The sequence below is a fragment of the Arthrobacter sp. zg-Y179 genome, assembly GCF_020907345.1.
GTDB lineage: Bacteria > Actinomycetota > Actinomycetes > Actinomycetales > Micrococcaceae > Arthrobacter_B > Arthrobacter_B jinronghuae.
On sequence record NZ_JAJJOB010000009.1, the window covers coordinates 34,072 to 59,658 of the forward strand.

At 65.5% G+C, this 25,587-nt stretch carries 24 protein-coding genes; 2 read left to right on the forward strand and 22 right to left on the reverse strand.

Features of this window, described 5'->3' with window-relative positions; genetic code table 11:
• Positions 1-62 precede the first annotated feature (62 nt).
• From LOC56_RS10885 to dinB, 22 genes are all read right to left on the reverse strand, one after another.
• The gene (locus tag LOC56_RS10885) at positions 63-998 is read right to left on the reverse strand and encodes an RluA family pseudouridine synthase (RefSeq protein ID WP_229952293.1); all 936 of its coding nucleotides are present in this window, start codon (positions 996-998) and stop codon (positions 63-65) included.
• Positions 995-1,588 carry a signal peptidase II gene (gene lspA / locus LOC56_RS10890; RefSeq protein ID WP_229952294.1) on the reverse strand — a complete coding sequence of 198 codons (594 nt, stop codon included), beginning with the start codon at positions 1,586-1,588 and terminating at the stop codon, positions 995-997. The genes LOC56_RS10885 and lspA overlap by 4 nt, the downstream gene beginning before the upstream one ends.
• Before the next feature lie 251 nt (positions 1,589-1,839).
• A complete protein-coding gene (locus LOC56_RS10895; RefSeq protein WP_229952295.1) occupies positions 1,840-2,502 on the reverse strand; it encodes a DivIVA domain-containing protein in 663 nt (220 codons plus the stop codon).
• Positions 2,503-2,658: 156 nt separating this feature from the next.
• Positions 2,659-2,949, reverse strand: coding sequence for a YggT family protein (locus LOC56_RS10900; RefSeq protein ID WP_229952296.1), 291 nt, complete (start codon positions 2,947-2,949; stop codon positions 2,659-2,661).
• A gap of 63 nt (positions 2,950-3,012) precedes the next feature.
• A complete protein-coding gene (locus LOC56_RS10905) occupies positions 3,013-3,543 on the reverse strand; it encodes a cell division protein SepF (RefSeq protein WP_227922587.1) in 531 nt (176 codons plus the stop codon).
• A 106-nt stretch (positions 3,544-3,649) separates the two neighbouring features.
• On the reverse strand, positions 3,650-4,408 hold the full coding sequence (locus LOC56_RS10910) for a YggS family pyridoxal phosphate-dependent enzyme (protein WP_229952297.1): 759 nt from the start codon (positions 4,406-4,408) through the stop codon (positions 3,650-3,652).
• Positions 4,409-4,457: 49 nt separating this feature from the next.
• A complete protein-coding gene (locus LOC56_RS10915) occupies positions 4,458-5,180 on the reverse strand; it encodes a polyphenol oxidase family protein (RefSeq protein ID WP_229952298.1) in 723 nt (240 codons plus the stop codon).
• Between the two features lie 42 nt (positions 5,181-5,222).
• Positions 5,223-6,422, reverse strand: coding sequence for a cell division protein FtsZ (gene ftsZ / locus LOC56_RS10920; RefSeq protein ID WP_229952299.1), 1,200 nt, complete (start codon positions 6,420-6,422; stop codon positions 5,223-5,225).
• Positions 6,423-6,819: 397 nt separating this feature from the next.
• The gene (locus LOC56_RS10925) at positions 6,820-7,821 is read right to left on the reverse strand and encodes a cell division protein FtsQ/DivIB (RefSeq protein WP_229952300.1); all 1,002 of its coding nucleotides are present in this window, start codon (positions 7,819-7,821) and stop codon (positions 6,820-6,822) included.
• Complete coding sequence (murC, locus tag LOC56_RS10930; protein WP_229952301.1) at positions 7,811-9,244, reverse strand: UDP-N-acetylmuramate--L-alanine ligase; 1,434 nt, start codon at positions 9,242-9,244, stop codon at positions 7,811-7,813. Before murC ends, LOC56_RS10925 begins: the two co-directional genes overlap by 11 nt.
• The gene (gene murG, locus LOC56_RS10935) at positions 9,241-10,350 is read right to left on the reverse strand and encodes an undecaprenyldiphospho-muramoylpentapeptide beta-N-acetylglucosaminyltransferase (RefSeq protein ID WP_229952302.1); all 1,110 of its coding nucleotides are present in this window, start codon (positions 10,348-10,350) and stop codon (positions 9,241-9,243) included. The genes murC and murG overlap by 4 nt, the downstream gene beginning before the upstream one ends.
• Positions 10,347-11,606: a putative lipid II flippase FtsW gene (gene ftsW / locus LOC56_RS10940; protein ID WP_229952303.1), complete on the reverse strand. Its 1,260-nt coding sequence runs from the start codon at positions 11,604-11,606 to the stop codon at positions 10,347-10,349. The genes murG and ftsW overlap by 4 nt, the downstream gene beginning before the upstream one ends.
• 85 nt (positions 11,607-11,691) lie before the next feature.
• Positions 11,692-13,260: a UDP-N-acetylmuramoyl-L-alanine--D-glutamate ligase gene (murD, locus tag LOC56_RS10945; protein WP_229952304.1), complete on the reverse strand. Its 1,569-nt coding sequence runs from the start codon at positions 13,258-13,260 to the stop codon at positions 11,692-11,694.
• Positions 13,242-14,345: a phospho-N-acetylmuramoyl-pentapeptide-transferase gene (gene mraY, locus LOC56_RS10950; protein ID WP_229952305.1), complete on the reverse strand. Its 1,104-nt coding sequence runs from the start codon at positions 14,343-14,345 to the stop codon at positions 13,242-13,244. Before mraY ends, murD begins: the two co-directional genes overlap by 19 nt.
• Positions 14,342-15,847 (reverse strand): UDP-N-acetylmuramoyl-tripeptide--D-alanyl-D-alanine ligase, encoded by a 1,506-nt coding sequence (locus LOC56_RS10955; RefSeq protein ID WP_229952306.1) that lies wholly within the window; start codon positions 15,845-15,847, stop codon positions 14,342-14,344. Before LOC56_RS10955 ends, mraY begins: the two co-directional genes overlap by 4 nt.
• 6 nt (positions 15,848-15,853) lie before the next feature.
• Positions 15,854-17,512 (reverse strand): UDP-N-acetylmuramoyl-L-alanyl-D-glutamate--2,6-diaminopimelate ligase, encoded by a 1,659-nt coding sequence (locus LOC56_RS10960; RefSeq protein ID WP_231703752.1) that lies wholly within the window; start codon positions 17,510-17,512, stop codon positions 15,854-15,856.
• Positions 17,502-19,283 (reverse strand): peptidoglycan D,D-transpeptidase FtsI family protein, encoded by a 1,782-nt coding sequence (locus tag LOC56_RS10965; protein ID WP_229952307.1) that lies wholly within the window; start codon positions 19,281-19,283, stop codon positions 17,502-17,504. Before LOC56_RS10965 ends, LOC56_RS10960 begins: the two co-directional genes overlap by 11 nt.
• Positions 19,284-19,325: 42 nt before the next feature.
• The gene (locus tag LOC56_RS10970; protein WP_229952308.1) at positions 19,326-20,030 is read right to left on the reverse strand and encodes a hypothetical protein; all 705 of its coding nucleotides are present in this window, start codon (positions 20,028-20,030) and stop codon (positions 19,326-19,328) included.
• A 35-nt stretch (positions 20,031-20,065) separates the two neighbouring features.
• Positions 20,066-21,064, reverse strand: coding sequence for a 16S rRNA (cytosine(1402)-N(4))-methyltransferase RsmH (gene rsmH, locus LOC56_RS10975; RefSeq protein ID WP_229952309.1), 999 nt, complete (start codon positions 21,062-21,064; stop codon positions 20,066-20,068).
• A gap of 181 nt (positions 21,065-21,245) precedes the next feature.
• Positions 21,246-21,677 carry a division/cell wall cluster transcriptional repressor MraZ gene (gene mraZ / locus LOC56_RS10980; protein ID WP_229952310.1) on the reverse strand — a complete coding sequence of 144 codons (432 nt, stop codon included), beginning with the start codon at positions 21,675-21,677 and terminating at the stop codon, positions 21,246-21,248.
• Between the two features lie 342 nt (positions 21,678-22,019).
• Entirely contained in the window at positions 22,020-22,394 is a 375-nt protein-coding gene (locus LOC56_RS10985) for a DUF3040 domain-containing protein (RefSeq protein WP_229952311.1), read from the reverse strand.
• 203 nt (positions 22,395-22,597) lie between these two features.
• Complete coding sequence (gene dinB, locus LOC56_RS10990) at positions 22,598-23,833, reverse strand: DNA polymerase IV (RefSeq protein ID WP_331460934.1); 1,236 nt, start codon at positions 23,831-23,833, stop codon at positions 22,598-22,600.
• Positions 23,834-23,979: 146 nt separating this feature from the next.
• On the opposite strand from dinB, the gene LOC56_RS10995 reads away from it, so the two are divergent.
• A complete protein-coding gene (locus LOC56_RS10995) occupies positions 23,980-24,468 on the forward strand; it encodes a hypothetical protein (RefSeq protein ID WP_229952312.1) in 489 nt (162 codons plus the stop codon).
• Positions 24,465-25,571, forward strand: coding sequence for a polyprenyl synthetase family protein (locus tag LOC56_RS11000; protein WP_229952313.1), 1,107 nt, complete (start codon positions 24,465-24,467; stop codon positions 25,569-25,571). Before LOC56_RS10995 ends, LOC56_RS11000 begins: the two co-directional genes overlap by 4 nt.
• The last annotated feature ends 16 nt before the right edge of the window (positions 25,572-25,587 follow it).

Consider the following 25,587-nt stretch of genomic DNA (forward strand, 5'->3'; position numbering starts at 1 on the left):
GCGGCGTATCGGACGCCGCCGCGCCGGGCCGGAAGCCGGTGTGCCGCGGCTCTCCGGCGGACCTAGACCTCGCCGCTGCGCAGGGCGTCGACGGCGTACTGAAGGTCCTGCGGGTACTCGCTGGTGAACTCCACGTGCTCCCCCGACCCCGGGTGCGTGAAGCCCAGTTTCCGGGCGTGCAGCCACTGCCGGGTCAGGCCCAGCTCCGCGGCCAGCTTTGCATCCGCGCCGTAGGTGAGGTCGCCGGCGCAGGGGTGGCGCAGGGCGGAGAAGTGGACACGGATCTGGTGGGTGCGGCCCGTCTCCAGGTGCACCTCCACCAAAGAGGCCTTACCGAAGGCTTCCAGCACCTCGTAATGCGTCACCGACGGCCGGCCGCCCTCGACAACGGCGAAACGCCAGTCGTAGCCCGGATGACGGCCGATCGGCGCGTCGATGGTGCCCTTCAGCGGGTCGGGCAGCCCCTGGACCACTGCGTGGTACATCTTGTCCACGGTGCGGTCCTTGAACGCCTGCTTCAGCAGCGTGTAGGCGTGCTCGGTTTTGGCGACGACCATCACCCCGGAGGTGCCGACGTCGAGCCGGTGGACAATACCCTGCCGTTCGGGGGCGCCGGAAGTGGAGATCCGGTAGCCGGCAGCGGCCAGCGCCCCGACCACCGTTGGTCCCACCCAGCCCGGCGAGGGATGCGCTGCCACGCCTACCGGCTTGTCGATGACGACAAAGTGTTCGTCATCGGCCAGGATCAGCAGGTCGTCAACCGGTTCGACGACGACGGCCAGCGGGTCCCGCTGTTCCGGGACGTCTGCAGTGATTTCCTGCCCGGCGTGCAGCTTGTCCGATTTCGCCAACACGCGGCCGGCCGAGCTGAAATAGCCGTCGGTGCACCAAGTGGCCGCAATGGTGCGGGATACATCGAGCAGGCCGGCCAGCACGGCGTCGGCACGCTTGCCGTCGGCTTCCTCGGGGACTGCGAATACTGTGTGTAGCTCGTTCATCGTGTTGCCTCGTCGTCATTGCGCTGGTCGGTCGTAACTGTCTTGCCGGACGGTGTGCGCACCCCGTCCAAGCCGATTCCCCGCAGCGTGAGCAGGCAGACCAGGATCACGCCGGAGACCACGCAGGAATCGGCGATATTGAAGATCGCGAAGTTCGGGAAGGCGATGAAGTCCACAACATGGCCCTGGCCGAAGGACGGTTCCCGGAAGAGCCGGTCGGTGAGGTTGCCCAGCGCACCGCCGAGCACCAGACCCAGGGCCGTGGCCCAGGCCAGGGAACGGACCCGGAACATCAGGTAGACCAGGAATCCGGATACGAGAACCATGATGATCGTGAAGACCCATGTGTACTCCGTGCCGATGGAAAACGCTGCACCGGGATTGCGGATGAAGTGCCAGCGCAGGACCGGGGGCAGGACATCGGTTATCTGGCCCTCGGTCATGGTGCGGACCACCCACAGTTTCGTGAGTTGGTCGGCAACAACGGCGATGACCGCCAGGCCAAGCATGATCAAGGCAGGCGTGCTCCTGCGGGCACGGCTGCGTCCGGCACCCGTGCTGTCCGGGGTCTGCGGTGAGGAATGAGTCATGGTGCTTTCGTGATCGGAATGCCGGCGGGAATCGGGTGCCGGCTGAACTGCGCGGTGAAACGGATGTTCGGGCATAAAACCCAAGGGCCGTCGGCCGGGGTGACCCGGCCTCCGGCCCTTAGGTTTTATTCAGCTAAATACTGCTTAACTTCTGCATTGTTCAGCTTCTTCAATTACTGGACTTCCAGAATGCCGGCTGCTGCCTGTACATCAGTTTAACCGATCTTCCAGGAGCGCCGTGCCCGAGGCAGTTACGCGTCGGCGGTTTCCGAAGCTACGGAACCGCGTGCATCCAGGTCGCGGAGCTGGCCCTCGATGTAAGCCTTCAGGCGTGAACGGTAGTCCCGCTCGAAGCCGCGCAGCTGCTCGACCTTGCGCTCCAGGACAGCCTTCTGCTGTTCCAGGGTGCTGAGGATCTTGCGGCTCTTCTCCTGGGCGTCGGTGACGAGGCCGCTGGCCTCGATCTGCGCTTCGGCGATGATCTTGTCGCGCTGCTCGATACCGGCACCGACGTAGTCGTCGTGCATCTTCTGGGCCATGGCCAGGATGCCTGCAGCGGTCTCCGTGTTGTTGGCCGCGGGAGCCGGGGCGGGCTCCGGCTTGGCCTCGACGGGTGCCGGACGCTCTTCTACGACCGGAGCTTCAACCTTCGGCTCGGGCTTGGGCTCTTCCGGAACCTTTTCGATCTTCGGCGCAGCGGCTACCGGAGCCGGTACCGAGTTCGCCGAATCGGCGGACCCTCCGGCCACGGCTGCGGCCAGCTGGCTGCGGAGATCTTCGTTTTCGGAGTTCAGCCGGCGCAGTTCCACCACGATCTCGTCGAGGAAGTCATCGACTTCATCCTGGTCATAGCCTTCCCGGAACTTGGTCGGCTGGAACCGCTTATTGACAACATCTTCTGGCGTCAGAGCCATCTGGTCACCTCATACTGGATTATAAGATTCGCCTGCGAGTCAAGCAGGCGGTTCTACGTAGAGAATTACGGACATACAAAAATGCAGGTTTGTATTCGGTTTCACACTATATCGTTTGGTTTCCGAAAACTAACCGGACCCCGGCGGCGTCTAACGCTAGTGCGCGACGCTGACGACAATCTGCGTGAGGATCGATACAAGGATGAACAGAATCAGGAAAGCCAGGTCCAGGGACACTCCCCCAAGCCGCAGCGGCGGGACGACGCGCCTGAACAGCCGGACGGGCGGGTCGGTAACACCGTAGACGCCGGTGGCGAGCACGAGTGCCGGCCCCTTTGGCCGCCACTGCCGGGCAAACATCTGCACGGCGTCGTACACGATCCGCAGGATGAGGGCGAGCTGGAAGAGCACCAGCACCAGGTACACCAGGGGAAGAATGATATTCACGCGCAGGGTTTCATTTCCGGAAGTCGGTGGCAGCCCCCGCGGCCCGTCGGTGCGGGCCTTGGGTCAGCTCTGGTTAAAGAAAGTGGACTGTGATTCGCTGATCTTCTTGTCATCGCCCAAAACCTCAACGTAGGACGGCGAGAGCAGGAAGACCTTGTTGGTGACACGCTCAATGCTACCGCGCAGGCCGAAAACGAGGCCCGCGGAGAAGTCGACGAGGCGCTTTGCGTCCGCTTCCCCCATATCGGTGACGTTCATGATGACGGGGATGCCGTCACGGAAGCTCTCACCGATGATCTTGGCGTCATTGTAGGAGCGGGGGTGGACGGTGGTGATCTGGCGGAGGCCGGATACATCCTCACGGGACGACGGGGCACGCTTGATGGGTGTCACGGGTGCGCGGTACTCCTCCACTGCATTGCGTACGACGGGGGCAGGAACCGCCTCCGGCGCTTCCTCATCGGGCTCATGGACGGGAGCAAAGTCTTCCTCCCGGGCAGGGGCTTCCCGCAGGTGCCGCTGTTCGGACTCGTAGTGCTCGTCACCGTCGGCGAGCCCAAGGTAGATCATTGTCCTGCGCATTGCGCCAGCCATGGTTGCTCCTCTTAATCCTTCAACGCCTAGCTGCCCATTACTGTACTGTTACTGCACGGTACTGCAGGGTGCTGCGCGGCGGCTGTATGGTGTTCGTACTTTGACGCTACCGTACCGGCGGGCGCGGGCCCAGAACATCGGATCCGATTCTCAGGTGTGTCGCCCCGTGGGCGACGGCGGCCTCGAGGTCGGAACTCATGCCGGCGGAGATGCTCCGCGCCCCTGGGTGCTGCGCCTGCAGCTGCGCCGAAAGTTCGCGGAGGCGCGCGAAGGCTTCCCCGGCATCCGCGCCGAGCGGCGCAACGGCCATCAGCCCGGACAGGAGCAGTCCAGGAGTACCCGCCACCGCCTCGGCCAGAAGCGGCAGATCCTCCGGCAGCGCTCCCCCTCGGCCTGGATCTGCAGCCCGTGAGGCATCGCCCCGCAGGTCCACCTGCAGGAAGCAGGACAGGTCCCCCCGGGCCGCCAGTCCTTCGGCTTCACGGCGCCGCTGCTCTGCTGCCATCGCCTTGCCCAAGGCAGTCACCAGGGAGCGGCGGTCCACCGAGTGGACGGAGGCGGCATAGCGCACCACGGACTTTGCCTTGTTGGACTGCAATTGGCCGATGAAGTGCCAGTCCAGGTCCAGGTGCGCCAGATCAGCGGCCTTCGCGGCGGCTTCCTGGTCCTTGTTCTCGCCCACGTCCCGGACTCCCATCCCGGCGAGGATTTCGACATCGGAGGCCGGGAAATACTTGGTGACTACAATCAGGTGCGGTTCGGCGGCACCGGCCGGGCGCTCGGCGGCCTCGATACGGTTCCGGACGCGCTGCAGCCGGTCCCGAAGCTCATCGGCACGGGAGGGGTAATCGGATATTAAAGTCATGGTCTTTCCATTATCTCGGCCTGGCCGGCATCGATGCGCTGCAGCGGAATCAGGAACGCTGCCAGATCACGCCGGCGAACCGTCCGGTGGCGGGGTCCCGGCGGTGCGAAAACAGTTGCTCGTTCTCCAACGTGCAGTCCCCGACCCGTTCTACGGAGACGCCCAGGCCCGCGAGCTGCGCCTGGGCACCCGCGGGAAGGTCGAGGGCAGGGGTCCCGTTGCGGGTCACAGCGGCCGTTGCCGGGAGCAGGGCAACCGATTCAGCCTGCATCACAGCCGGAACTTCGTAGCACTGCCCGCAGACGCAGGGACCTATCCAGGCCCGGAGCCCGGTACCCCCGGCGGAGCGCATCCGGCCGACGGCAACTGGCAGGATGTTATCCAGCAGTCCGCGGCGGCCGGCGTGCACGGCGGCAGTAACCGGCCTGCCGTCCGGGCCGGAGCCTGCCAGCAGGACCGGCACGCAGTCGGCAACCATGACCGCCAGCGGGGCTGCACCGTCGGCGCTGATCAGGCCGTCCGCCGTGGGAGCACCGGAGCCGGGGTCTGCTGCTTCTGCCACCTCCGCTGAATGGACCTGGTTCATAAAACGCAGGGAGCCGGGGCGGACGCCCATCACGGACTCGAGCTCCGCACGCCGCCTCAGGACCGCATCCGGGTCATCCCCCACATGCAAAGCGAGGTTGCCCGCGGACGTGTTGGTGAATCCCGCCCACAGGTTGTCGCCAACCTGGCGGTGCCACCAAAACATCCGGGACAACCCCGCTGTCATGCTCAGCTGTTCTTGCTCTGCTGTTCTTGCCTGTCGGTCTTCCTACTTCAGGAAGTCCGGCACGTCCAGGTCATCCGGACGGCCCGTGGAGAGATCCGATTCCACTACTGCCGGAAGATCGATGTCGAAGCCGGCGTCGGCCGGAACATCGCTGTGCTGGTGCTGCGACCGCTGGGACCAGGCCGACAGGCCTGCGGAAGCCGGAGCAGCAGCCCCGAAGCCGCCGGCAGCCGCTGCCGAGGCAGGAGGCGTGGCGGGCTCGGCAGGCTTGTGCTGCGCGGGCTGCGAGGTGACATCCACCTGGTCGAAGCCTGCAGCAATAACGGTAACCCGCGCTTCGTCGCCCAGGGCGTCGTCAATGACGGCACCGAAGATGATGTTGGCTTCGGGGTGTGCAACTTCCTGGACCAGGCGCGCAGCTTCGTTGATCTCGAACAGGCCGAGGTCGGAACCGCCCTGGATGGAGAGCAGCACGCCGTGTGCGCCGTCGATCGAGGCTTCGAGCAGAGGAGAAGCTATTGCCAGCTCGGCAGCCTTGACTGCACGGTCCTCGCCGCGGGCCGAACCGATACCCATGAGTGCCGAACCTGCACCCTGCATAACCGATTTCACGTCCGCGAAGTCGAGGTTGATCAGGCCCGGGGTGGTGATCAGGTCGGTAATGCCCTGAACGCCGGAGAGCAGGACCTGGTCCGCGGAACGGAAGGCATCCAGCATGGAGACGTTGCGGTCGCTGATGGACAGCAGCCGGTCATTCGGGATGACGATCAGCGTGTCGACTTCGTCGCGCAGCGTATCGATACCGGACTCGGCCTGGTTGGAGCGGCGCCGGCCTTCGAAGGTGAAGGGACGGGTAACCACGCCGATGGTCAGGGCGCCGAGCGAACGGGCGATCCGGGCGACGACGGGAGCGCCGCCGGTACCGGTTCCGCCGCCTTCGCCTGCGGTCACGAAGACCATGTCCGCCCCGCGAAGGACTTCCTCGATCTCCTCGGCGTGGTCCTCGGCAGCCTTGCGGCCGACCTCGGGATCAGCGCCGGCGCCCAGGCCACGCGTGAGTTCGCGGCCGACGTCGAGCTTGACGTCGGCGTCACTCATCAGCAGTGCCTGCGCATCGGTGTTGATGGCGATGAACTCCACGCCGCGGAGGCCTACATCGATCATCCGGTTTACGGCGTTCACGCCACCGCCGCCGATGCCGACGACCTTGATGACGGCCAAGTAATTCTGCGGTGCTGCCACGTCCTGTGTCCCTTGTTCGAATCTCTGCAACTTTTATGTTTTCGCAACTGCCTGCGTTCTGCAGTTGCATGTGCCTTGCTGAACCGGCCTGCGTACAAACCGGTTCCCGGCCGCCGACGCCCCCGTGGTTTCCAGCGGAATCACTGAGACTCCCACTGGACGCCCGGCCGAAAACCTTGAACCAACACAACCCTAACCCTCAACTTGAGGGTTATAGTTATGTCAAGTAATCCATTACTTGAGACGCTATGGGGCCAGCGCCGCTTCCGCAAATACCGGCCCCGCGTGTCGGAGGAATCTTTCCTCACTCCCGCGCAGGATCACCTGCTCCGAGCCCCTGAAGATCCACCCAGCGGCTCCGGGACGGCGCACGGTTTCCGGCCGTCCTCCGCACCGGTCAACGTGTCACCGGGCGGTCGGGAGTACTTACGTCGTAAACCTGCACCGGAGGATCTGACGGCTCCATCTTCAGGAGCGCCTCAAGCACCCGCGCCTTTGCCTCATTGGCATCGGCACTCCCCCAGAATACTGTCTGCCCGCTCTTAAGCTTTAGTTCGACCGAATCCAGCGTCTGGGCGGAGGCGTTCTCGAGCCGGCCGAGCACCTCCGGCGGCAGCGCCGCCAGTACGGCCGTGATACTGGGGAAAACACTCGCGTTAATGGCTTCGCTTCCGCCGGCGATAAGCGGAAGGGCGACCGCTGCCCGGTCTGCTGCAACTGCCAGTCGGCGGCCTTCTTCGTCGATGAGGACATGCGTTTCACCGTCCTGCAGCACCGCCACGGGAATGCGTTCGGTAACCGTAACCACCAGGGTGGACGGCGGCTGGGCAGCGACCTCTACCTTTTCGATTTCCGGGCGGTCTTTCAGCAGCCCTTCCACGTCGGCGTCGGAAATGGTGGGCAGGGTCTGCCCCTTCAACGGCTCCAGCGCTGCTTCAGCCTGCTCACGGGGCAGCAGCGCGGTTCCCTCGACCACTACGGTCTTCAGGGCGAGCATCGGTGAGAAGAACAACAGGGCAAAGAACAGTGCGGTGACGGACACCGCGGAGCCGACCGTGATCCATGCTGCCCTGCGCCGCCTCCTGCCGGGCGGTTCCGGAAATGCCAGGACCGTTCCGTCCGTGCCTGCGCTGCCGGCACCCGGCACCGGGGACTTGCCCGCGGACCGCCGGGTTCCTGGCCAGCGGCCCGGGACATTGCCGGCTGAAGTGCCCGCAGGCTTCCCCGCGGATTTCCCCTTCCCCGCAGACTTCCCCGCAGACTTCGCCTTGGGGGCGCCGGCAGCCGGCCGGACGGCGGTGGAACCGGCGGCCGGGCGGACCACCTGGTCTTCCGGATCCAGGGCCCGCGTGGCCGTGATGGTCTCGTCGTCGCTCCCGGAGCGCTTCCTACCGGCCATTGGCGGCTTTCCCCGCTGAGGCGGCCGAACGGGCCGGAACGGCGGACAGACGGGCAACCAGTTCGGATCCGAGCGCGGTGACGTCACCGGCACCGACGGTCAGGATGATATCTCCCTCGTCGGCACTGTCTGCAACCCGGGCCACGGCGCGGTCCGGGCTATCGGCATAGCCGCCGGGGACATGCAGGCGGGACGTGATCAGCTCACTCGTGACGCCTGCAATCGGATCTTCCCGGGCCGGATAGATGTCCAGCACGGTGGCTGTATCGGCCAGATCCAGGGCGGCCGCAAATTCCGCCGCAAAATTGCGGGTCCGGCTGAACAGGTGCGGCTGGAACAACACATGCACCCGGTGCCCGCCGGCCACTGTACGGGCAGCCTTCAGTGCTGCGTGGACTTCGGTGGGATGGTGGGCGTAATCGTCGAACACCTGCACGCCGCGTGCGCTGCCGCGGGATTCGAACCGCCGGGCGGCGCCGGAGAACGTACCCAGTCCCGCTGCGGCCGTCCGGGGATCAACGCCCAGTTCCAGGGCTACGGCAAAGGCCGCAGCCGCGTTCAGGATGTTGTGCGCGCCCGGAACCTGCAGGGCAAGCTGCACCTCGGCGTCGCGGCCTTCCACGGTGTAGTGCAGGGTGCTCACCGAGCCGGCGCCCGCCGGGCGGGTATCCGTAACCCGCACGTCCGCGCTGTCCGCGTAGCCGTAGGTGGCTACCCGGACGCCCGGACAACGTTCAATGAGGGCTACGGCACCGGCGTCGTCCGCGCAGGCAACCAGGAGTCCATCCGCCGGCAGCAGCGCGGTGAAGGCGTCGAAGGAGGCGAAGACCGCTTCCTCCGTGCCGTAGTGGTCCAGGTGGTCTGCCTCGACATTGGTGACCACGCTGATCCGCGGGTTGTAGTTCAGGAAGGAACCGTCCGATTCATCGGCTTCGGCCACGAAGACCGGTCCCGCCCCGTGGGCCGCGTTGACGCCAAGGGCGGCAACGTCGCCGCCGATGGCGAAGGAAGGATCCAGGCCGGCCTCGCGCAGCATCACGGTCACCATGGCCGTGGTGGTGGTCTTGCCGTGGGTACCGGCCACCGCAATGAGGTCCTGCTCCCCCATGGCCGCGGAGAGCGCAACCGAGCGGTGGATGATCCGCAGCCCCCGGGACCGTGCTGCCGCGAGTTCAGGATTCTGCTCGCGGATGGCCGTTGACACGACTACCGTGTCGGCGCCGGCAACGTGTCCGGCGTCGTGCCCCACGAACACCGTGGCCCCCAGCGCTTCAAGGGCACGCAGCCCCGGCGAGTCCTTGGAATCGGAGCCGGAGACTTCAATGCCCTGGGCCAGGAGTACCCGGGCAACGGCCGACATGCCGGCGCCGCCCAGGCCGATGAAGTGTACGTTCCCAAGGTCTGTCGGGTTCAGCCGGTTCATGCCTTTGACCTATCGCTTGCTTCGAGGATGAATGCAGCCATCCGCTGGTCCGCGTCACGGATACCCAACGCCGCCGATGCCTTTGCCATGGCGTCCATTGCCTCCGGATCGGCCAGCAAAGGTATCAGCCTGTCGGAAATCCACTCGGCTGTGAAGAGGGAATCGGCAACCGTCAGCGCGCCGCCGGCAGCCACCAGGGCTTCGGCGTTGAGTGCCTGTTCGCCGTTGCCGTGCGGCAGCGGAACCAGGACGGCAGGCAGGCCCACCGCACTGATTTCGCAGACGGTTCCCGCCCCGGAGCGGGCCAGCAGCAGGTCCGCAGCCGCGTAGGCCTGCTCCATGCCGTCGACGTACTCCACCTGGGTGTAGCCGCGGGCGGCGATCGGTTTCCCGTCGGCGTCCACGAGGGACTTTCCGCGGCCGGTGATGTGCAGCGTCTGGATTCCCGCCGCCGCCAATGCCGGCAGGGCGTGCTCCACTGCCCGGTTAATGCTTGCGGCACCGGAAGAACCTCCGGTCACCACCAGCGTGGGACGGTCCTGCTCCAGCCCGAGGGCGGACCGTGCCGCATTGCGGGCGGCACTGCGGTCCAGCCCGGAGATTTCCCGGCGCATCGGCATGCCGACCCACGTCGCCCGGGGCAGGCGGGTGGATTCAAAGGCCACGCCTGTCACGGCGGCGAAGCGGGCACCCACTCGGTTGGCCAGCCCCGGACGCGCATTGGCCTCATGCACGATCACGGGAAGCGACCGGCGGCGGGCCGCCAGGTACACCGGCGTGGAAACGTAGCCGCCCACGCCCACAACGACGTCGGCCTGTGCGGCGTCCAGGATCTCGCCGGCCTGACGCACCGCACGGATCAGTCGGCCCGGCAGTTTGGCCAGGTCCGCGGAAGGCCTCCGGGGCATGGGGACCCGGTCAATGGTCACCAGCTCGTAGCCCGCCGCGGGCACCAGGCGTGTTTCCATTCCGGACGCGGTCCCCACCACTGTGATGCGGGCGTCGGGGCGGTGTGCCGTGACGGCATCTGCAATGGCCAGGAGAGGACTGATGTGCCCGGCGGTGCCGCCTCCGGCCAGGACTACGGAGAGGGAAGGCTGCGTCATGGAGCTGTTGGTTCACTTTCGGGGATTTTGCGGGCAAAGGAAAGCAGGACGCCGACGGCGGCGAGCGTGAAGGTCAGGGAGGAACCGCCATAGGAAATGAACGGCAGCGGAACGCCGATGACGGGGAGCAGCCCGGTCACCATGGCAATGTTCACGGAGGCCTGTCCGATGATCCAGACCAGGATGGCGCCGCAGACGATGCGGATGAACGGGTCGGTGTGGCGCATGGTGACCCGGACCGTCGCGATCGCGAGGACGGCAAAGAGGCTGACGACGACGAGCGTTCCCAGCAGGCCGAACTCCTCGCCGATAATGGCGAAGATGAAGTCATTGTGGGCTTCCGGGATCCAGTTCCATTTCTGCCGGCTCTGGCCGATGCCCACCCCCAGCCAGCCGCCGGAAGCCAGCGCGTACATGCCGGCGTTGGCCTGGTCGCAGAGGCCGGTGCTGCAGTCCAGCTGGAGCCAGGCGCTGATCCGGCTGGAGCGGTTGCTGCTCACCAGGGACATCAGTACCGCTCCCATGGCTGCTCCCGCGGCGAGGACGCCCAGGAAGCGCAGCGGAGCGCCGGCGAAGAACAGGGCAGCCACCATGATCATGCCCATCACGATCACGGTGCCGAGGTCGCTTCCGAGCATAACCAGGAGGATCAGGATCCCGCCGCCGGGGACCACCGGAATAAGGGCGTGCTTCCATTCGTTGATCAGCCGCCCCTTCCGGGACAGGACCGCCGCGAACCAGATGGCCATGGCCAGCTTCGCCGCTTCGGATGGCTGTCCCGTGATGGGCCCGATCTCAATCCAGTTCTTGTTGCCGTTGACTTCCTTGCCGATCACCAGCACCAGGATCAGCAGGACCACGGCAGCGGCATAAAGGAACCACGAGAGGAACCGGTAGTGCGGCGGACCGAGCCGCGAGAGCCCCAGCATGGCCACAACACCTGCCGCAGCGAACATGGACTGCTTCAGGAACAGATCGAAGGTCGTAGCCGCTCCCGCATCGCTGCCGGCAGCGGCGGCAATGGATTCAACCGAGGACGCCGAAAGCACCATCATCAGGCCGATGGCGGTGAGGGCCAGCGTGGCACCAAGGATCGTGTAATAGCTGGAGCCGGTGGCGCTGCGTCCGCTGCCCTCCAGGAAGACCAGGAACCGTTCAATGAACGACGCCGGTTTGGCCGGACGGTCCGGTGCTGTTCCGGAGCCAGCGCCGCGTTTTCCGGCAGGGGCCTTCTCCGGAGCGGTTTTCGCTGTCACCGCGCCCGTACCTTTATTGGCTGTTGCGCCAGGGTTCCGGCGCATGACCGGTTTGCGTTTGCTGCCGGTGGGCGTGGTGACCAATCTAGGGCTCCTTCGGAGTCTGTGCCTGTCCCGGTGCCTGCTGTTCGCTCATATACCCTGCGACGGCTTCGATGAAAGCCTCGCCGCGGTGGGCATAGGAAGTGAACTGGTCCATGGAAGCTGCTGCCGGCGCCATCAGCACTGTGTCTCCTGCTTCGGCCACGGCGGCCGCCGCAGCGACTGCCCTGACCATGATCTCTTCGGCACTGGTGACCGGTGCCGCCGTCAGCTGCCGTTCCCCAGTCTGCTGCACAAGGGCGTGGATGACCGGCACATCGGGTGCGTGTTGTGCCAGGGCTGCCTGCAGATCTGCGGTGTCCGCTCCGATCAGCACCACGGCCTTGAGCCGGCCCCGGTGCTCGGCAACGAGGTCGTTGTAGTGAACGCCCTTGGACAGGCCGCCGGCAATCCAGACAACGCTGGTGAAGGCAGCCAGCGACGCCGACGCCGCGTGCGGGTTGGTCGCCTTGGAGTCATTGATCCAGAGGATGTCGTTAAGGCGGGCCACGGGCTGGATCCGGTGGTCTCCCGGCGAATAGGCCCGCAGTCCGTCCCGGACCGCCGCCGGTTCGACGCCGAGGGCACGCACCAGTGCGGCCGCCGCCAGGGCGTTGGCCACCATGTGCCGGGGCGCGTACTCCCCCAGGTCGGCCATGGCTGCAAGCTCCGCGGCGGAGTCCTTGCGCTGTTCGATAAAGGCCCGGTCCACCAGCAGTCCTTCGACCACTCCGACCATGCTCACGGCCGGCACGCCGGTGGTGAAGCCCACCGCGCGGCAGCCTTCCACCACGTCGGCTTCCTCGACCATACGCTCGGTCTCGTACTGCTCGGCGTTGTAGATGCAGGCGACCTGCGTGTTTTCGTAGATCTTCGCTTTGTCGGCCAGGTAGGCCTCATAGGAGCCGTGCCAGTCCACGTGGTCTTCGGCGATGTTCAGGCATACGCTGGCCAGCGGGGAAATGGAGTGTGTCCAGTGCAGCTGGAAGCTGGAGAGTTCCACGGCAATGGCGTCGAAGCCTTCCGGATCCCGGATCGCATCCAGGATCGGAGTCCCGACGTTGCCGGCTGCGATGGCGCGCAGTCCGGCGGCCCGGAGCATGCTTTCGGTCATCGAGACCGTGGTGGTCTTGCCGTTGGTGCCGGTGATGGCCAGCCACTGGGCGGTCTTGCGGCCTTCGCGGATACGCACCCGCCAGGCCAGCTCGACGTCGCCCCAGACAGGAATGTCCGCTGCGGCGGCTGCCGCCAGCACCGGGTGGGTGGGCCGGAAGCCCGGTGAGGTCACCACGAGGTCAGGGGCTTCGCCGTCGACCGGGGGAAGCCCGGCCACTGCGTCGGCGCCGAGCAGGATGTCCGCGGCGCCGACAATCCGAAGGGTGTCGGCCTTGGCGCGGTTCTCCTCGGTGTCCCTGGCGTCCACCACTACTACCCGGGCCCCGAGTTCGATCAGGGTGTCCGCTGCGGAGAAGCCGGAGAGGCCGATGCCCGTGACGACTACGCGCAGTCCGCTCCAGTCGGCATCCCACGTGGTCAGTTCGGCAAGGGGTGCACTCACAGTCCCACCACCCATTCGGCGTAGAAGATGCCCAGCGCCACGGCAACGCAGAGGCCGGCGATAATCCAGAACCGGACCACCACGGTGACCTCGGCCCAGCCCTTGAGCTCGAAGTGGTGCTGCAGCGGAGCCATCTTGAACACGCGCTTGCCGCCGCTGAGCTTGAAGTAGCCCACCTGGATGATGACGGAAAGGGTGATGATCACGAACAGGCCGGCAAGGATCACCAGCAGCAGCTCGGTCCGCGAGAGGATGGCGAACGCCGCAATGGCGCCGCCGATGGCCAGCGAGCCCGTGTCGCCCATAAAGATCTTCGCGGGCGAGGTGTTCCACCAGAGGAAGCCGATGAGGGCACCCGCCATGGCACCGGCCAGCAGGGCCAGGTCCATCGGGTCGCGGACCTCGTAGCAGACGCCCTCGGCGTCCGGCGAACCGCAGCTCTGGTTGTACTGCCAGATCCCGATCAGGAAGTAGGCCCCGAACACCAGTACCGAGGCGCCGGCGGCCAGGCCGTCGAGGCCGTCGGCGAGGTTCACGCCGTTGGTCGTGCCGGTGATGATGACCAGGGACCAGATCACGAACAGGATCGCGCCGATCACCGTTCCCGCGAAGGCAAGGTCGAAGTTCGTGTCGCGGATGAAGGAGACCGCGGTCGACGCCGGCGTCCTCCCCTGTTCATTGGGGAACTGCAGGGCCAGCACGGCAAAGGTGATGCCGACGACTGCCTGCAGGATGATCTTTGCCTTGGCGTTCAGGCCCAGGCTGCGCTGCTTGGAAATCTTGGTGTAGTCGTCAATAAAGCCGACCATGCCCATACCCACGGTGAGCAGCAGGACCAGCAGGCCGGACGCCGTCGGGCTGAAGGACCCGAAGCCGAGCATGCCGCTGATGAGGTGGGTCAGGAAGTACGCGGCCACCACGGAGGCCACGATGACGGCGCCGCCCATGGTGGGGGTGCCGCGCTTGGTGTGGTGGGAGGTGGGGCCGTCGTCGCGGACGAACTGGCCGTACCCTTTCCGCACCAGGAAACGGATGAACAGGGGTGTTCCGGCAAAGGCGAAGACCAGAGCCAGCGAAGACCCTACAAGCAGGGAGATCACAGGTTCTCTCCTCCGGTCCCTTCGGTGCGCGCCGGCGCACTCGCCGGATCAGTTGCTGCGGACGGTGGTACAGGGGTCAAGGCTATCCGATCGCCGAGGAAGCGCAGGGCCGCCCCGTTGGAGGATTTGAACAGGACAAGGTCGCCGGGTGCGAGGGACTCGGCAAGGATGCGCTCGGCATCCTCCACCGTCTCCACGAAGGTGGATTCCTCCCCCCAGGAGCCCTCCATGACCGCACCGGTGTGCATGGCGCGGGCACCTGTGCCCACGACAATGAGTTTGGAAATATTGAGCCGGACAGCGTAGCGGCCGATGGCGTCGTGTTCGGTGACGGCATCCTCGCCGAGCTCCAGCATTTCGCCCAGGACTGCCCAGGTGCGCCGTTCCCGGCCGAGTTCGGCCAGGGTGCGCAGGGCCGCCCGCATGGATTCCGGGTTCGCGTTGTAGGCATCGTTGATCACCGTGACGCCGTCGGCGCGGTCGGTGCGCTCCATGCGCCAGCGGCTGGCTGCAGCGCGGCCGGAAAGCCCCGCGGCTATCTGCTCGCCCGGAATGCCCGCGGCGTAGGCTGCGGCCGCGGCCGCCAGCAGGTTCGCGGTGTGGTGGGCGCCGATGAGCCCGGAGCGGATTTCGTGCCGGCTGCCGTCGGGCAGCAGCAGCGTAAAGACGGGCCTGCCCTCGGCGTCGGTGCGTGCGTCCAGGGCACGGACGGCGTTCTTGGCGCCGTGCGCTTCCTCGGGCGAGGAGGTGAAGTAGAGGACGGGCGCCTGGGTGCGCTCCGCCATCGCCGCGACGCGGATGTCGTCCGCGTTAAGGATGGCGGTGCCGCCGGCGGGCAGCGCTTCCACGAGCTCTCCCTTGGCGACGGCGATGTTGTCCACGCCGCCGAACTCACCGGCGTGCGCGGAACCCACGAAGAGGACGACGCCGATATCCGGCTTCACCATCTCCGCAAGGTAGCGGATGTTGCCGATGCGGGTGGCACCCATTTCCATTACGAGGTAGCGGGTTCCGTAGCCGGCGGTGAACACGGTCAGCGGGAGGCCGACTTCGCCGTTGTAGGAACCTACGGGGGCGACGGTGGGACCTGCCTCGGCCAGCACGCCGGCCAGCAGGTCCTTGGTGGTGGTCTTGCCGGCTGATCCCGTGATGCCGATGACGGTCAGTTCGCCGTGCTCCCGGAGCCGGCGGACGATCTCCGCGGCAAGGGTGCCCATCGCCAGGACGACGTCGGGAACCATCACGCCCGGGTAGAGCGCACCGGCGTCGTCGGCCACCGGCCGCTCGACGAGTGCCAGCATGGCGCCGCGGGCAAAAGCGGCGCCCACGAACAGGTGTCCGTCCGAGTTCTCGCCGGGCTTGGCAATGAAGAGCGTGCCCTGTACGGCGTCGCGCGAATCCGTGGTGGCGGAAGTCACGACGAGACCGGGAGTCTGTGCGGCCGGGCCGATCAGCTCGCCGCCTGTAATTGCCGCTATTTCGGCTGCATTAAGTTCAATCATGACGATTTAGGACTCTACCCCGTCGCTCGAAAGGGCACTGAATCCGTATCTTGTCAAAGCCCGGCGCAGTTCCACCCGGTCATCCAGGGCAAGGTTCTCCCCCATGACTTCCTGCCACACTTCGTGGCCGCGGCCGGCCACCAGCACGGTGTCCTGCGGACGCGCCAGTTCAACGGCACGGTCGATGGCAACGGCACGGGGCGCTACTTCTTCAATGACGCACGGCAGGCTTTCCTCCGTCCGTGCACCCTCGGCACCGCGCAGGACGTCTGCGCGGATAGCGGCGGCGTCCTCGCCGTGCGGGTCATCGTCGGTGACGACGACGACGTCGGCAAGCCGGGCCGCGATGGCTCCCATCAGCGGCCGCTTGGTCTGGTCCCGCTCTCCGGTGGCCCCAAAGACAATAATCACCCGCGAGTCGCCTCCGGGACGCCGCACGGAGGCAAGGGTGCGGGTCAGGGCATCGGGGTTGTGGGCAAAGTCAACAATGGCTGCCGGCTCTTCACCGATCAGCTGCATCCGTCCGGGCACCTCGACGGTGAACGGATCAGAGGAGTCCAGGGCGGACTGCACGGTTTCTGCGGGAACGCCGGAGGCCAGCACCATCACTGTGGCCAGCGCGGCGTTGGAGATGTTGAAGGTTCCCGGCAGGGCGGTGGAGACCCGCAGCCGCTCCCCAACCGGTCCGCGGATACTGAAGGAGTGTCCGAGCCCGCGGGGCTCAATGTCCGTGACGGACCAATCGGCGTCGCGGCCGGTGCCGTCAGTAGCGAGCGTCAGGACGGGCACCCCCGCCCGGGCTGCCATTTTCACTCCCCATTCGTCATCTACCGTGACGACGGCCCGGCGGGCCCGGTCCGGCTGGAACAGTGCGGCCTTGGCAGTGAAGTATTCCTCCATGGACCCGTGCAGGTCCAGATGGTCCTGGGTGAGGTTGGTGAACCCGGCGACGTCGAAACGGACACCGTCAACGCGGCGGTAGGTAATCGCGTGGGAGGACACCTCCATGGTGGCGGCGTCCAGGCCCCGCTCACGCATCAAGGCCAGCAGCCCGTGCACCTGAGGTGATTCGGGCGTGGTCAGGACGCTCGGAATGGCTTCCCCGCCGGCGAGGATCTCGATCGTGCCGATCAGCCCGGTGGTACGCCCGAGCGACTGCAGGAGCGAATTCACGAAGTAGGAGGTGGTGGTTTTCCCGTTGGTGCCCGTGATGCCGAACAGGGCGGGGCGGGGGCCGTCCGCGGGAACGCTGTTGAAGACGGCGGCGGCCAGCGGCCCCACCAGCCTGCGGACATCACCGGCAACGAAGACCGGAATGTGCAGGTCGGCCAGATGGGCCAGCCCCGCCTCGTCGGTCAGGACCGCCGACGCTCCGGCCGCTTCCGCTGCCTCTGCGAAGCGGGCGCCGTGGTGGCGGGCGCCGGCAATGCCTACATAGAGGTCGCCGGGGAGCACCTCACGGGAATTGATCGTGAGTCCCGTGAGCTCCGTGCCCCAGGCTGCTTCCGCCGTTCCTGCGGCAGGGGCAACGTCCCGCAGCTGCACGGGCAGTGCCTGCACGGCGGCGCGCACGGTGACCGGATCCACGGCACCGGGACGGAGACCGGATCCGGCGGGAGGATTTTCACTTATTGGCACTTCAATGCTCCAGGAATTAGTACTCAATGGGGTAAGTCTCGGGTTCACCCGTGGAAGGGGGCACGTTGTTGCTCACCAGCGCCTGTTCCATGACCTTCTGGAAGGACTGGCCCGGAATGATGTAGTAGAGGTCGCCCTGGGGCCGCTGGAGGGTCACCACAACCACGTACTTCGGATCATCCATGGGTGCAATACCAGCATAAGAGAGGGTGGAGCCTGAATAGCCGCCGTTCGGCCCGGGGGCTTCAGCCGTTCCCGTCTTGGAACCGACCCGGTACTGCTTCAACTCGCCTGTCTTACCGGAGCCGTCTTTGGTGACCGTTTCCATCATGTGCTGGACCTGCTCCGCGGTCTCCTCGGAGACAACCCGCGTACCCGGTTCCTTTTCGATGGGCTGCTCTGTGCCGTCTTCCTTGATGACGGAGTCGATGATGCTCGGCTGGACGCGCACGCCGTCGTTGGCAATGGTCTGGAAGACGCTAGCCGTGTGCAGCGCTGTCTGCGTCAGGCCCTGCCCGAACAGCACGGTGTACTGCTGCCGTCCGTCCCAGGCATCGGGTTCCGGCAGCAGACCTGCGGTTTCGCCGTTGAGTCCAATGTTCAGCGGTTGGCCGATCCCGAACTTCCGCAGCCAGTCGTACCGCTGCTGCGGCGTCAGCTGCTGACCGACCATTACCGTTCCGGTGTTCATGGACTTGGCCAGCACACCCGCTACGGTCATCTTGACGGTCCCGTGCGGGACGGCGTCCTTGAAGGTCTGGCCGTCGACGGTGTAGGTGGGTTCGATCTCCAGCCGCGTCTCGGGGGTGGTGATGCCTTCTTCGATGGCGGCCGCCATGGTGATGACCTTGGTGGTGGAACCGGGCTCGAAGAAGTCCGTGACGGACCGTGCCTTCCGCGACTCCGCCGGGGTTGCGCCGGGGTTGTTGGGGTCCACCGTGGTGGATTCCGCCAGCGCGATCACTCGGGCGGTATCGGCCTCCATGACCACGATGTTGCCCCACTCGGCGTCATATTCATTCACCTGTGCGGCAATGGTCTGCTGGGCAAACCACTGCAGGTCCTGGTCGATGCTCAGCTTTATCGATTCCCCGTCGTGGACGGGTTCATCCTCATTGGTGGCGTAGGGGATGCGGATACCGTCGCCGCCGATTTCGTAGGTCTTGCTGCCGGCCTCGCCGGCAAGGATTTCGTCCTGGGTCAGCTCGAGGCCTTCCTGCGCGCCTTCGGTGCCGAGGAAGCCCACAATGGACCCGGCTACTGACCCGGAGGGGTAGGTCCGCAGCGTGGTCCGGTCCGCGTAGATCCCCGGGAACTTTACGGCGAGGACCTTCTCCTTGATTTCCGGGGTGACGGTTTTGGCAACGAAGTTGAAGCCCTTCTCCCCCAGCAGTGCAGAGCGCAGGGTTTCCGGATCCTGGCCGAGGATGGCGCCAAGTTCGTCAAACGCTTGGTCGAAAGTAACGTCCTGGAGTTTCCCCTCGGCGTCGCGGCGCTTGAATTTCTCGCCGATGTCCTGCGAAAGGCGCTGGTCCACCACAATGTCGAACCGCTCCACGCTCCGGGCCAGGTAATTGCCGTTGGAGTCAAGGATGCTGCCGCGCAGCGCCGGTACGGTGACCGTCACGAGCCGGTTATCCACGGCGCTCTGCGCCATGCCGTCGGGGTCCACTGCCTGGACGTGGAACAGCCGGAGTCCGAGCGCGAGCAGTAATGCCAGGGCCAGGATCAGTCCGGTGCGCAGGCGTCCGGTAACGATGGCCACCCTGTGGTTGTCCGGGCCGGATTTTTGTGCCACAACGTGTCCTCGTTCATGCCTAAATTTTGATGACTGCTTGGATTAGTTTCCGCTTCGCTGCACGGGCGCGGGGATGGTGCCGCCGTTCAGTTCGCCTTCAGGGACGACGTCCGGAGACTGGGCCGGATCCGCTTCCGGAGTCCGTGCGGCTTCTTCGGATGCTGCGGCGTCGGCTGCTGCGGCTTCGGCTGCTGCGGCGCGTGCGGCGGCTTCCTCCTGCTCCACGATCGCCCGTACCGATTCCTGCGGCTCTTCCGGAACCACGGAGGGCGCGGGGGTGATCGGCTGGGTCAGGACACTCGGTGCCCCGATCAGCAGCTCGGCGGGCTCGCCTTCCTTGGCTGCCTCCGGATTGCCGGTGACTGCGAGTGTCTGGAAGTCGATGGTGCCGAAACTCGGCGAAGAGACCATGCCGAGATCGGCCGCGGAAGCAGCCAGGACCTGGGGTGCCTGATGGTTTTCAATCTTCTGGGTCAGTGCTTCGTTGCGCTGGGCCAGTTCCGCCTTCTGGCTCTGCAGCTGCACCAGCTCGTACTGGCCGCTGGAAACCGAGATGTTCAGCAACAGCACCGAGGCCAGTCCGAGGACGAGGGCAGCGAAGCAGAAGACCGCGAACGGGGCACGTTTGCGGCGTGAGGCGGCGGGCACCAGCGACAGCGGGGTGCGCCGCTTTACGGTGGTGGCGGGGGCCGCAGCATCCCAATCAAGCGCGCGCGCCGTGTTGCCGACAACAGCGCTTGACGCCATGGTGCTGAATCGGGCCGATGGCCGACGTTCACTCATTATTTCCTGGCCCCATCCATGGGTTTGCGGATTCGTTCTACTGCACGGAGTTTTGCGGAGGCTGCACGGGGATTCTCGGCAATTTCCTCGTCCGTAGGCACCTCGGTGCCCTTGGTCAGCCTCTTGAGCTGGGCCTTGTGCTGTTCAAGCTCAACGGGGAAACCCTTGGGAGCGGAGGAACGCGCTCCTGCGGCGAAGACGCCCTTGACGATCTTGTCTTCGAGCGAGTGGTAGGACATCACCACCACGCGTCCGCCCATATTCAGCACCGACAACGATGCCGGAATGGCCCGCTCGAGGACATCGAGTTCCTCGTTCACCTCGATGCGCAGGGCCTGGAACGTCCGCTTGGCAGGATGACCGCCGGTTCGCGCAGCTGCCGCCGGGACGACCCCGCGGATCGTCTCGACGAGCTCGCCGGTGGTGGTGAAGGGCTTCGAAGCACGTGCGGCAACAATGGCCGAGGCGATTCGCCCTGCGAACTTCTCCTCGCCCCATTTCCGGATGATGCCTACCAGCTCCGCCTCGCCGTAGGTGTTGACGATGTCTGCAGCGGTACGCCCGCGGGTGGTGTCCATCCGCATGTCGAGGGGCGCGTCGTACGAGTAGGCGAAGCCCCGGTCCCGTTCATCAAGCTGCAGCGAGGAAACGCCCAGATCGAACAGCGCACCGTCGATGCCCTCGAATCCCAGGTCCGTGACGACATCCGCTATCTCGTCGTAGACCGCATGGACCAGGTCAATCCGGTCCGCAAACGGCTCCAGCCTCTCGCCTGCCAGTGCCAGTGCCTGCCGGTCCCGGTCAATACCGATCACGTGAAGCTGCGGGAACCGCTGCAGCATGGCTTCGGTGTGCCCGCCCATTCCCAGGGTGGCATCTACTACAACCGCACGGCCGTGGTCGGCCACGGCGCTTTCGATGGAAGGAGCCAGGAGGTTGATGCAGCGGTCGCGCAGCACCGGAACATGCCGTTCCTCGGTGGGGCGCTCTTCGCTCATCTGAGGCTTCCTTCCATTCGTAGTGTTGTTTGCCCTGCGGCCGGTTCTTAAACCAGACCCCCATCCGCGCCTCACCGCTGCGTACCTTCTGGCTCCGGGGAAGGGAAGCCAGACGGCCTTGCGGTGGGGCGGCGGGAGATCTCGTCCAAGACCCGGCCCGGGTTGTAGTGGGTGGGTACTGCTAGAAAATCCCTGGAATCGCGTCTTCGTCTGTTTCCGAAAACGCGGTTTCCTGTTCTGCCAGATAGCTCTGCCAAGCGGTTGCATCCCAGATCTCGGCCCGCGTACCGGCGCCGATAACGACCAGTTCGCGTCCAAGTCCCGCGTACGACCTCAGTGCCTGCGGAATGGTTACCCGGCCCTGCTTGTCTGGAACTTCGTCAGAGGCTCCTGAGAGAAAGACCCGAATGTAGTCACGCGCCTGGCGGGAGGAAAGTGGAGCTTCCCGCATCTGGTCGTGGACCCGCTCGAATTCCTTCTGGCTGAAGACGTAGATGCAGCGCTCCTGACCTCTGGTCAGGACAAGGCCGTCGGCCAGTTCCTCACGGAACTTGGCCGGCAGGATCAGCCTCCCCTTCTCGTCCAGACGCGGCGAATGTGTTCCTAGGAACATCCCGCACCGCCCTGTCCGATTGGGGGTAAACCCCTTGAGTACCGCCCCTACCCTCTTATGTCCCCCACTTTACTCCACTTCCCTCCACAGTCAACGCCTTCGCACGTTGTATTCCGGGCGCGTCGTGTCCAAAATCCGCATGTTGATGCGGATTCTGGCCGGTGGGGTGTTGTGGAGGGGTTTAGACAACCGACATTGGCTCCGGAAATGCATCCCGAACAGGGAAAAGGGCACAAAAAAGGACCCGCCGAAACGGATCCTTTTTGCGCTTCCTACCTGCCTGCCACCCTTTGGTCCTGAGCTGTCACGGGGTCCAGGGCCTGCGGCGCCGAGCGGGTGTACCTACGGCTGGTCGCGTTTGCGTTCGTCCCACTTGCTTTCCAGGTTATTCATGAATCCACGCTGTGTACTGGACTCACGCTCCTTGCGCCCGTCTGTTGACGCCGGCGGATTCTTGCGTCCCCGGGTGGTTGCGTAGTACACGCCCGCACCCATGATGAGGAACCCCAGTACGCCGACCAGAATGCCTGCTTCCGTAATTCCCAGAAGCATCACACCCAAGCCCACCACAGCCAGCAAGGCGCCGAGGACTATGCGCCTGGTCGAGATCCCACGGCCCGCGGACGTCGCCATTGAGTTCGCGAATTTTGGATCTTCGGCGTGTAATTGCTGCTCCAGTTGATCCAGCAAGCGCTGCTCGTGTTCCGACAGTGCCATTGCCGCCTCCTTGCCGTCCGGTCCTGCCCCTGTAAACCAACCAACGAACGTGTGGCGCCGGATGTTCCCGCGCAGGCTCGCTGCTGCTTTGCACTTAGTCCAAGGATAGGTGGCAACCGGTCCGCACGAAAGCGGCACGTCCACGTATTCCACCGGGTAGGGAACCAGCCTCGACGCACAGCCGATCCGGAGCCGGAAGTAGTTCAGCCCGGGAACTGATCCGGCTCCCCCGGGGGCTTCCGGGGAGACGGGGCGATGAGCCGGGCAGGCACAACGCCCAGGTCACCGAACCGCCGGTTGATCCGATCCAGCGCATCCTCTGCCGAACGCCAGCTGTCCTCCCGACCGTCCAGGGTCAACTGCATGGCAGCACCTTCGGCGGATTCAAGTTGTTCAACCCGCAGTCCTATCAGCCGGACGCTTTGCGGCCGCGATCCCAGGGCAGTCAGCAGGCCTTTGGCCGTCTCGTAAATCATCTGGGCGCTGTCCACCGGTTCGGGAAGGGTGCGGGTGCGGGTCAACGTCGTGAAGTCCGCATAACGCAGCTTCAGGGAAACGGACCTGCACTGGAGTCCGGCAGCCCGGAGGCGGACGGCGCTCCGGTGTGCCAGCCGAAGCAGCTCAGTGTGCAGCACGTCGTCGTCGCTGACGTCGGACGCGAATGTTTCCTCTGCGCCGATGCTCTTTTCGCGCCTTACGGGCGTTACGGCCCGGTTATCCCGCCCCCAGGACAATTCGTACACGTGGTCCCCCGCGGCCCCGAGCAGCCGGCGGAGCACAGTCGGCGGGGTATTGGCCACATCCGCCACCGTTGCAATGCCGACGCGCGCCAGCACCTCGCGGGTCTTGGCCCCTACTCCCCACAACGCAGAAACGTCCAAGGTGTGGAGGAAGTCCACTGTCTGCTCCTTGGGCACCAGCAGCAGTCCGTTGGGTTTGCATCGGGTGGAAGCGATCTTGGCCACGAACTTGGTGGCGGCAATGCCGACACTGGCGGTCATGCCCAGTTCGGCGGCAACACGCTCGCGGATATGCTCACCGATCACCCGGGGCGGCCCGAGCCTGCGCATGGCTCCCGCGATATCAAGGAAGGCCTCGTCGACGCTGAGCTGTTCCACCAGCGGAGTAATGGATTCGAAGATCTGCATCAGCTGCCCGGAGAAACTCCGATAGACCTCCTGGTGCGGCTCCAGCACCACAGCCTGCGGGCACTGCCTGCGGGCAACGGCCATCGGCATGGCAGAACGGACTCCGTAACGCCTCGCCTCGTAGGACGCGGACAGGACCACGGACCGTCCCCCGAGCCCGCCTACAATGACGGGCCTGCCCACCAGATCGGGCCGTTTGAGCAGCTCTACGGAAACATAAAAAGCGTCCATATCCACGTGCATTATGGTGCAGTCGCGGTTGCCGCCGCCGGCGTCGGGACCATTGCTCACTCCATCATCGTAGCCAGCACTGCCCCCATTTATGTCTTTCCCGCTGCCTCGCTTCTTTTTCGGCACCCTAACCATCTTCGCTGGAGCGGTTTTCGGTTCGCCTAGACTGGGTGGCAGGACCCTGACCCCCACCGAAGCGGAACCCGATGAAAAAGACGCTCACGATGCTCTCTGCCGCGGCCCTGATCCTGGCGGCAGCCGGATGCTCCACCGACGGCGCAGGGAACGCCGATTCCCAGTCCGCATCCCCTACCTCCGGTGTTCCTTCCAGCTCCCCGACACCCACGGCGTCTCCCGTTGCCCTCGCGGAGGGGTTCCCCTCCGACCTCATCCCGGTGATGAATGGCGCGGAGCTCCTTTCAAGCAGCGTGGACCGGGCAAACGGAACGCTCACCGCCGTATTAGTGGAGTCCTCGGATGCTCCCGCAGCCGAGATCCTCTCCTTTTACGATGCCAAGCTGGTTGCGCAGGGATTCACTGCAGCGGAAGCGGCCGCGGGTTCCCCTTCGTCGCGCGACTACGTGCGCACCGGCGCCGGCGAACCCGAAACTGTCAACATCACGGCGATCACCAAGGAGGGCGGCCCGGCAACGGTGACTGTCGGCGCCACGGTCCTCGCAGAAGCGGTGAAATGACAGTGTCCGCCACCCCAATCGAATCCGCACAGGAGGAGCAGGCTACATACCGGGGCCTGCTGGGTACGGAACTCGAGGATTTCCTGGCACTCCAGCACTCATTGCTCTCCGAGGTCTCCCTCGAGGCACTTCCCCTGCTGGATGCCGTGCACAACCTTGCCCGCGGAGGGAAGCGGCTGCGGGCTCTCCTTGCTTACTGGGGATGGCGCGGCGCAGGCGGAACTCCCCTGCAGCCGGAAGCCGTCCGGGCCGGCGTCGCACTGGAACTGTTCCAGAGTGCCGCACTGATCCACGACGACATCATCGACCGGTCCGACACCCGCCGCGGCGGGCCGAGCGTCCACCGCACGTTCTCGATGGCACACGCGGACTCCAACTGGCATCTGGACGGATTACATTTCGGTTCATCGGCAGGCATCCTTGCCGGTGATCTTTGTCTGTCCCTTAGTGAGGAAATGTTTTCCGCGGTAGGTCCCCGCGCGGCTCACGGCACCGAGGCCCGGCGCATCTTCAACCGCATGCGCACAGAGGTCATGGCCGGGCAGTACCTCGACATCCTGGAAGAGGTTGCAGGTCCGGGCCACGACCCCGAACACGCCGTCGTCCGGGCGCTGAATATCCTGCGCTACAAGGCGGCGAAGTACACCACGGAGCATCCCCTGACCCTCGGCGGCGCCCTGGCCGGTGCCGGCCCGGAGATCCTGGCTGGCTATTCCCGCTTCTCCCTGCCCTTGGGCGAGGCGTTCCAGCTGCGGGACGATGTGCTGGGTGTTTTCGGAGACCCCCGGACCACGGGCAAGCCGGCAGGAGACGACCTGCGTGAAGGTAAACGCACGGTCCTGATTGCCTACGCCCTGTCCAGCGGAAACGAGAGCGCCCGGAAAGAGATCACGGCCCGGCTTGGGGATCCGGAGCTGGACGACGACGGCGTGGCCCGGCTGCGCGGAATCATCCTGGACACCGGGGCGCTGGCCGCAACGGAGGAACTCATCTCGAGGCATACGGAAACAGCGTTTACCGCATTGGCCGCACTCCCCCTTGACGGCATCCCCCGGGCCGCCCTTGACGCGCTGGCCCACTCAGCCGTCCGGCGCAGCTCCTAGCGAACCACCACGAACA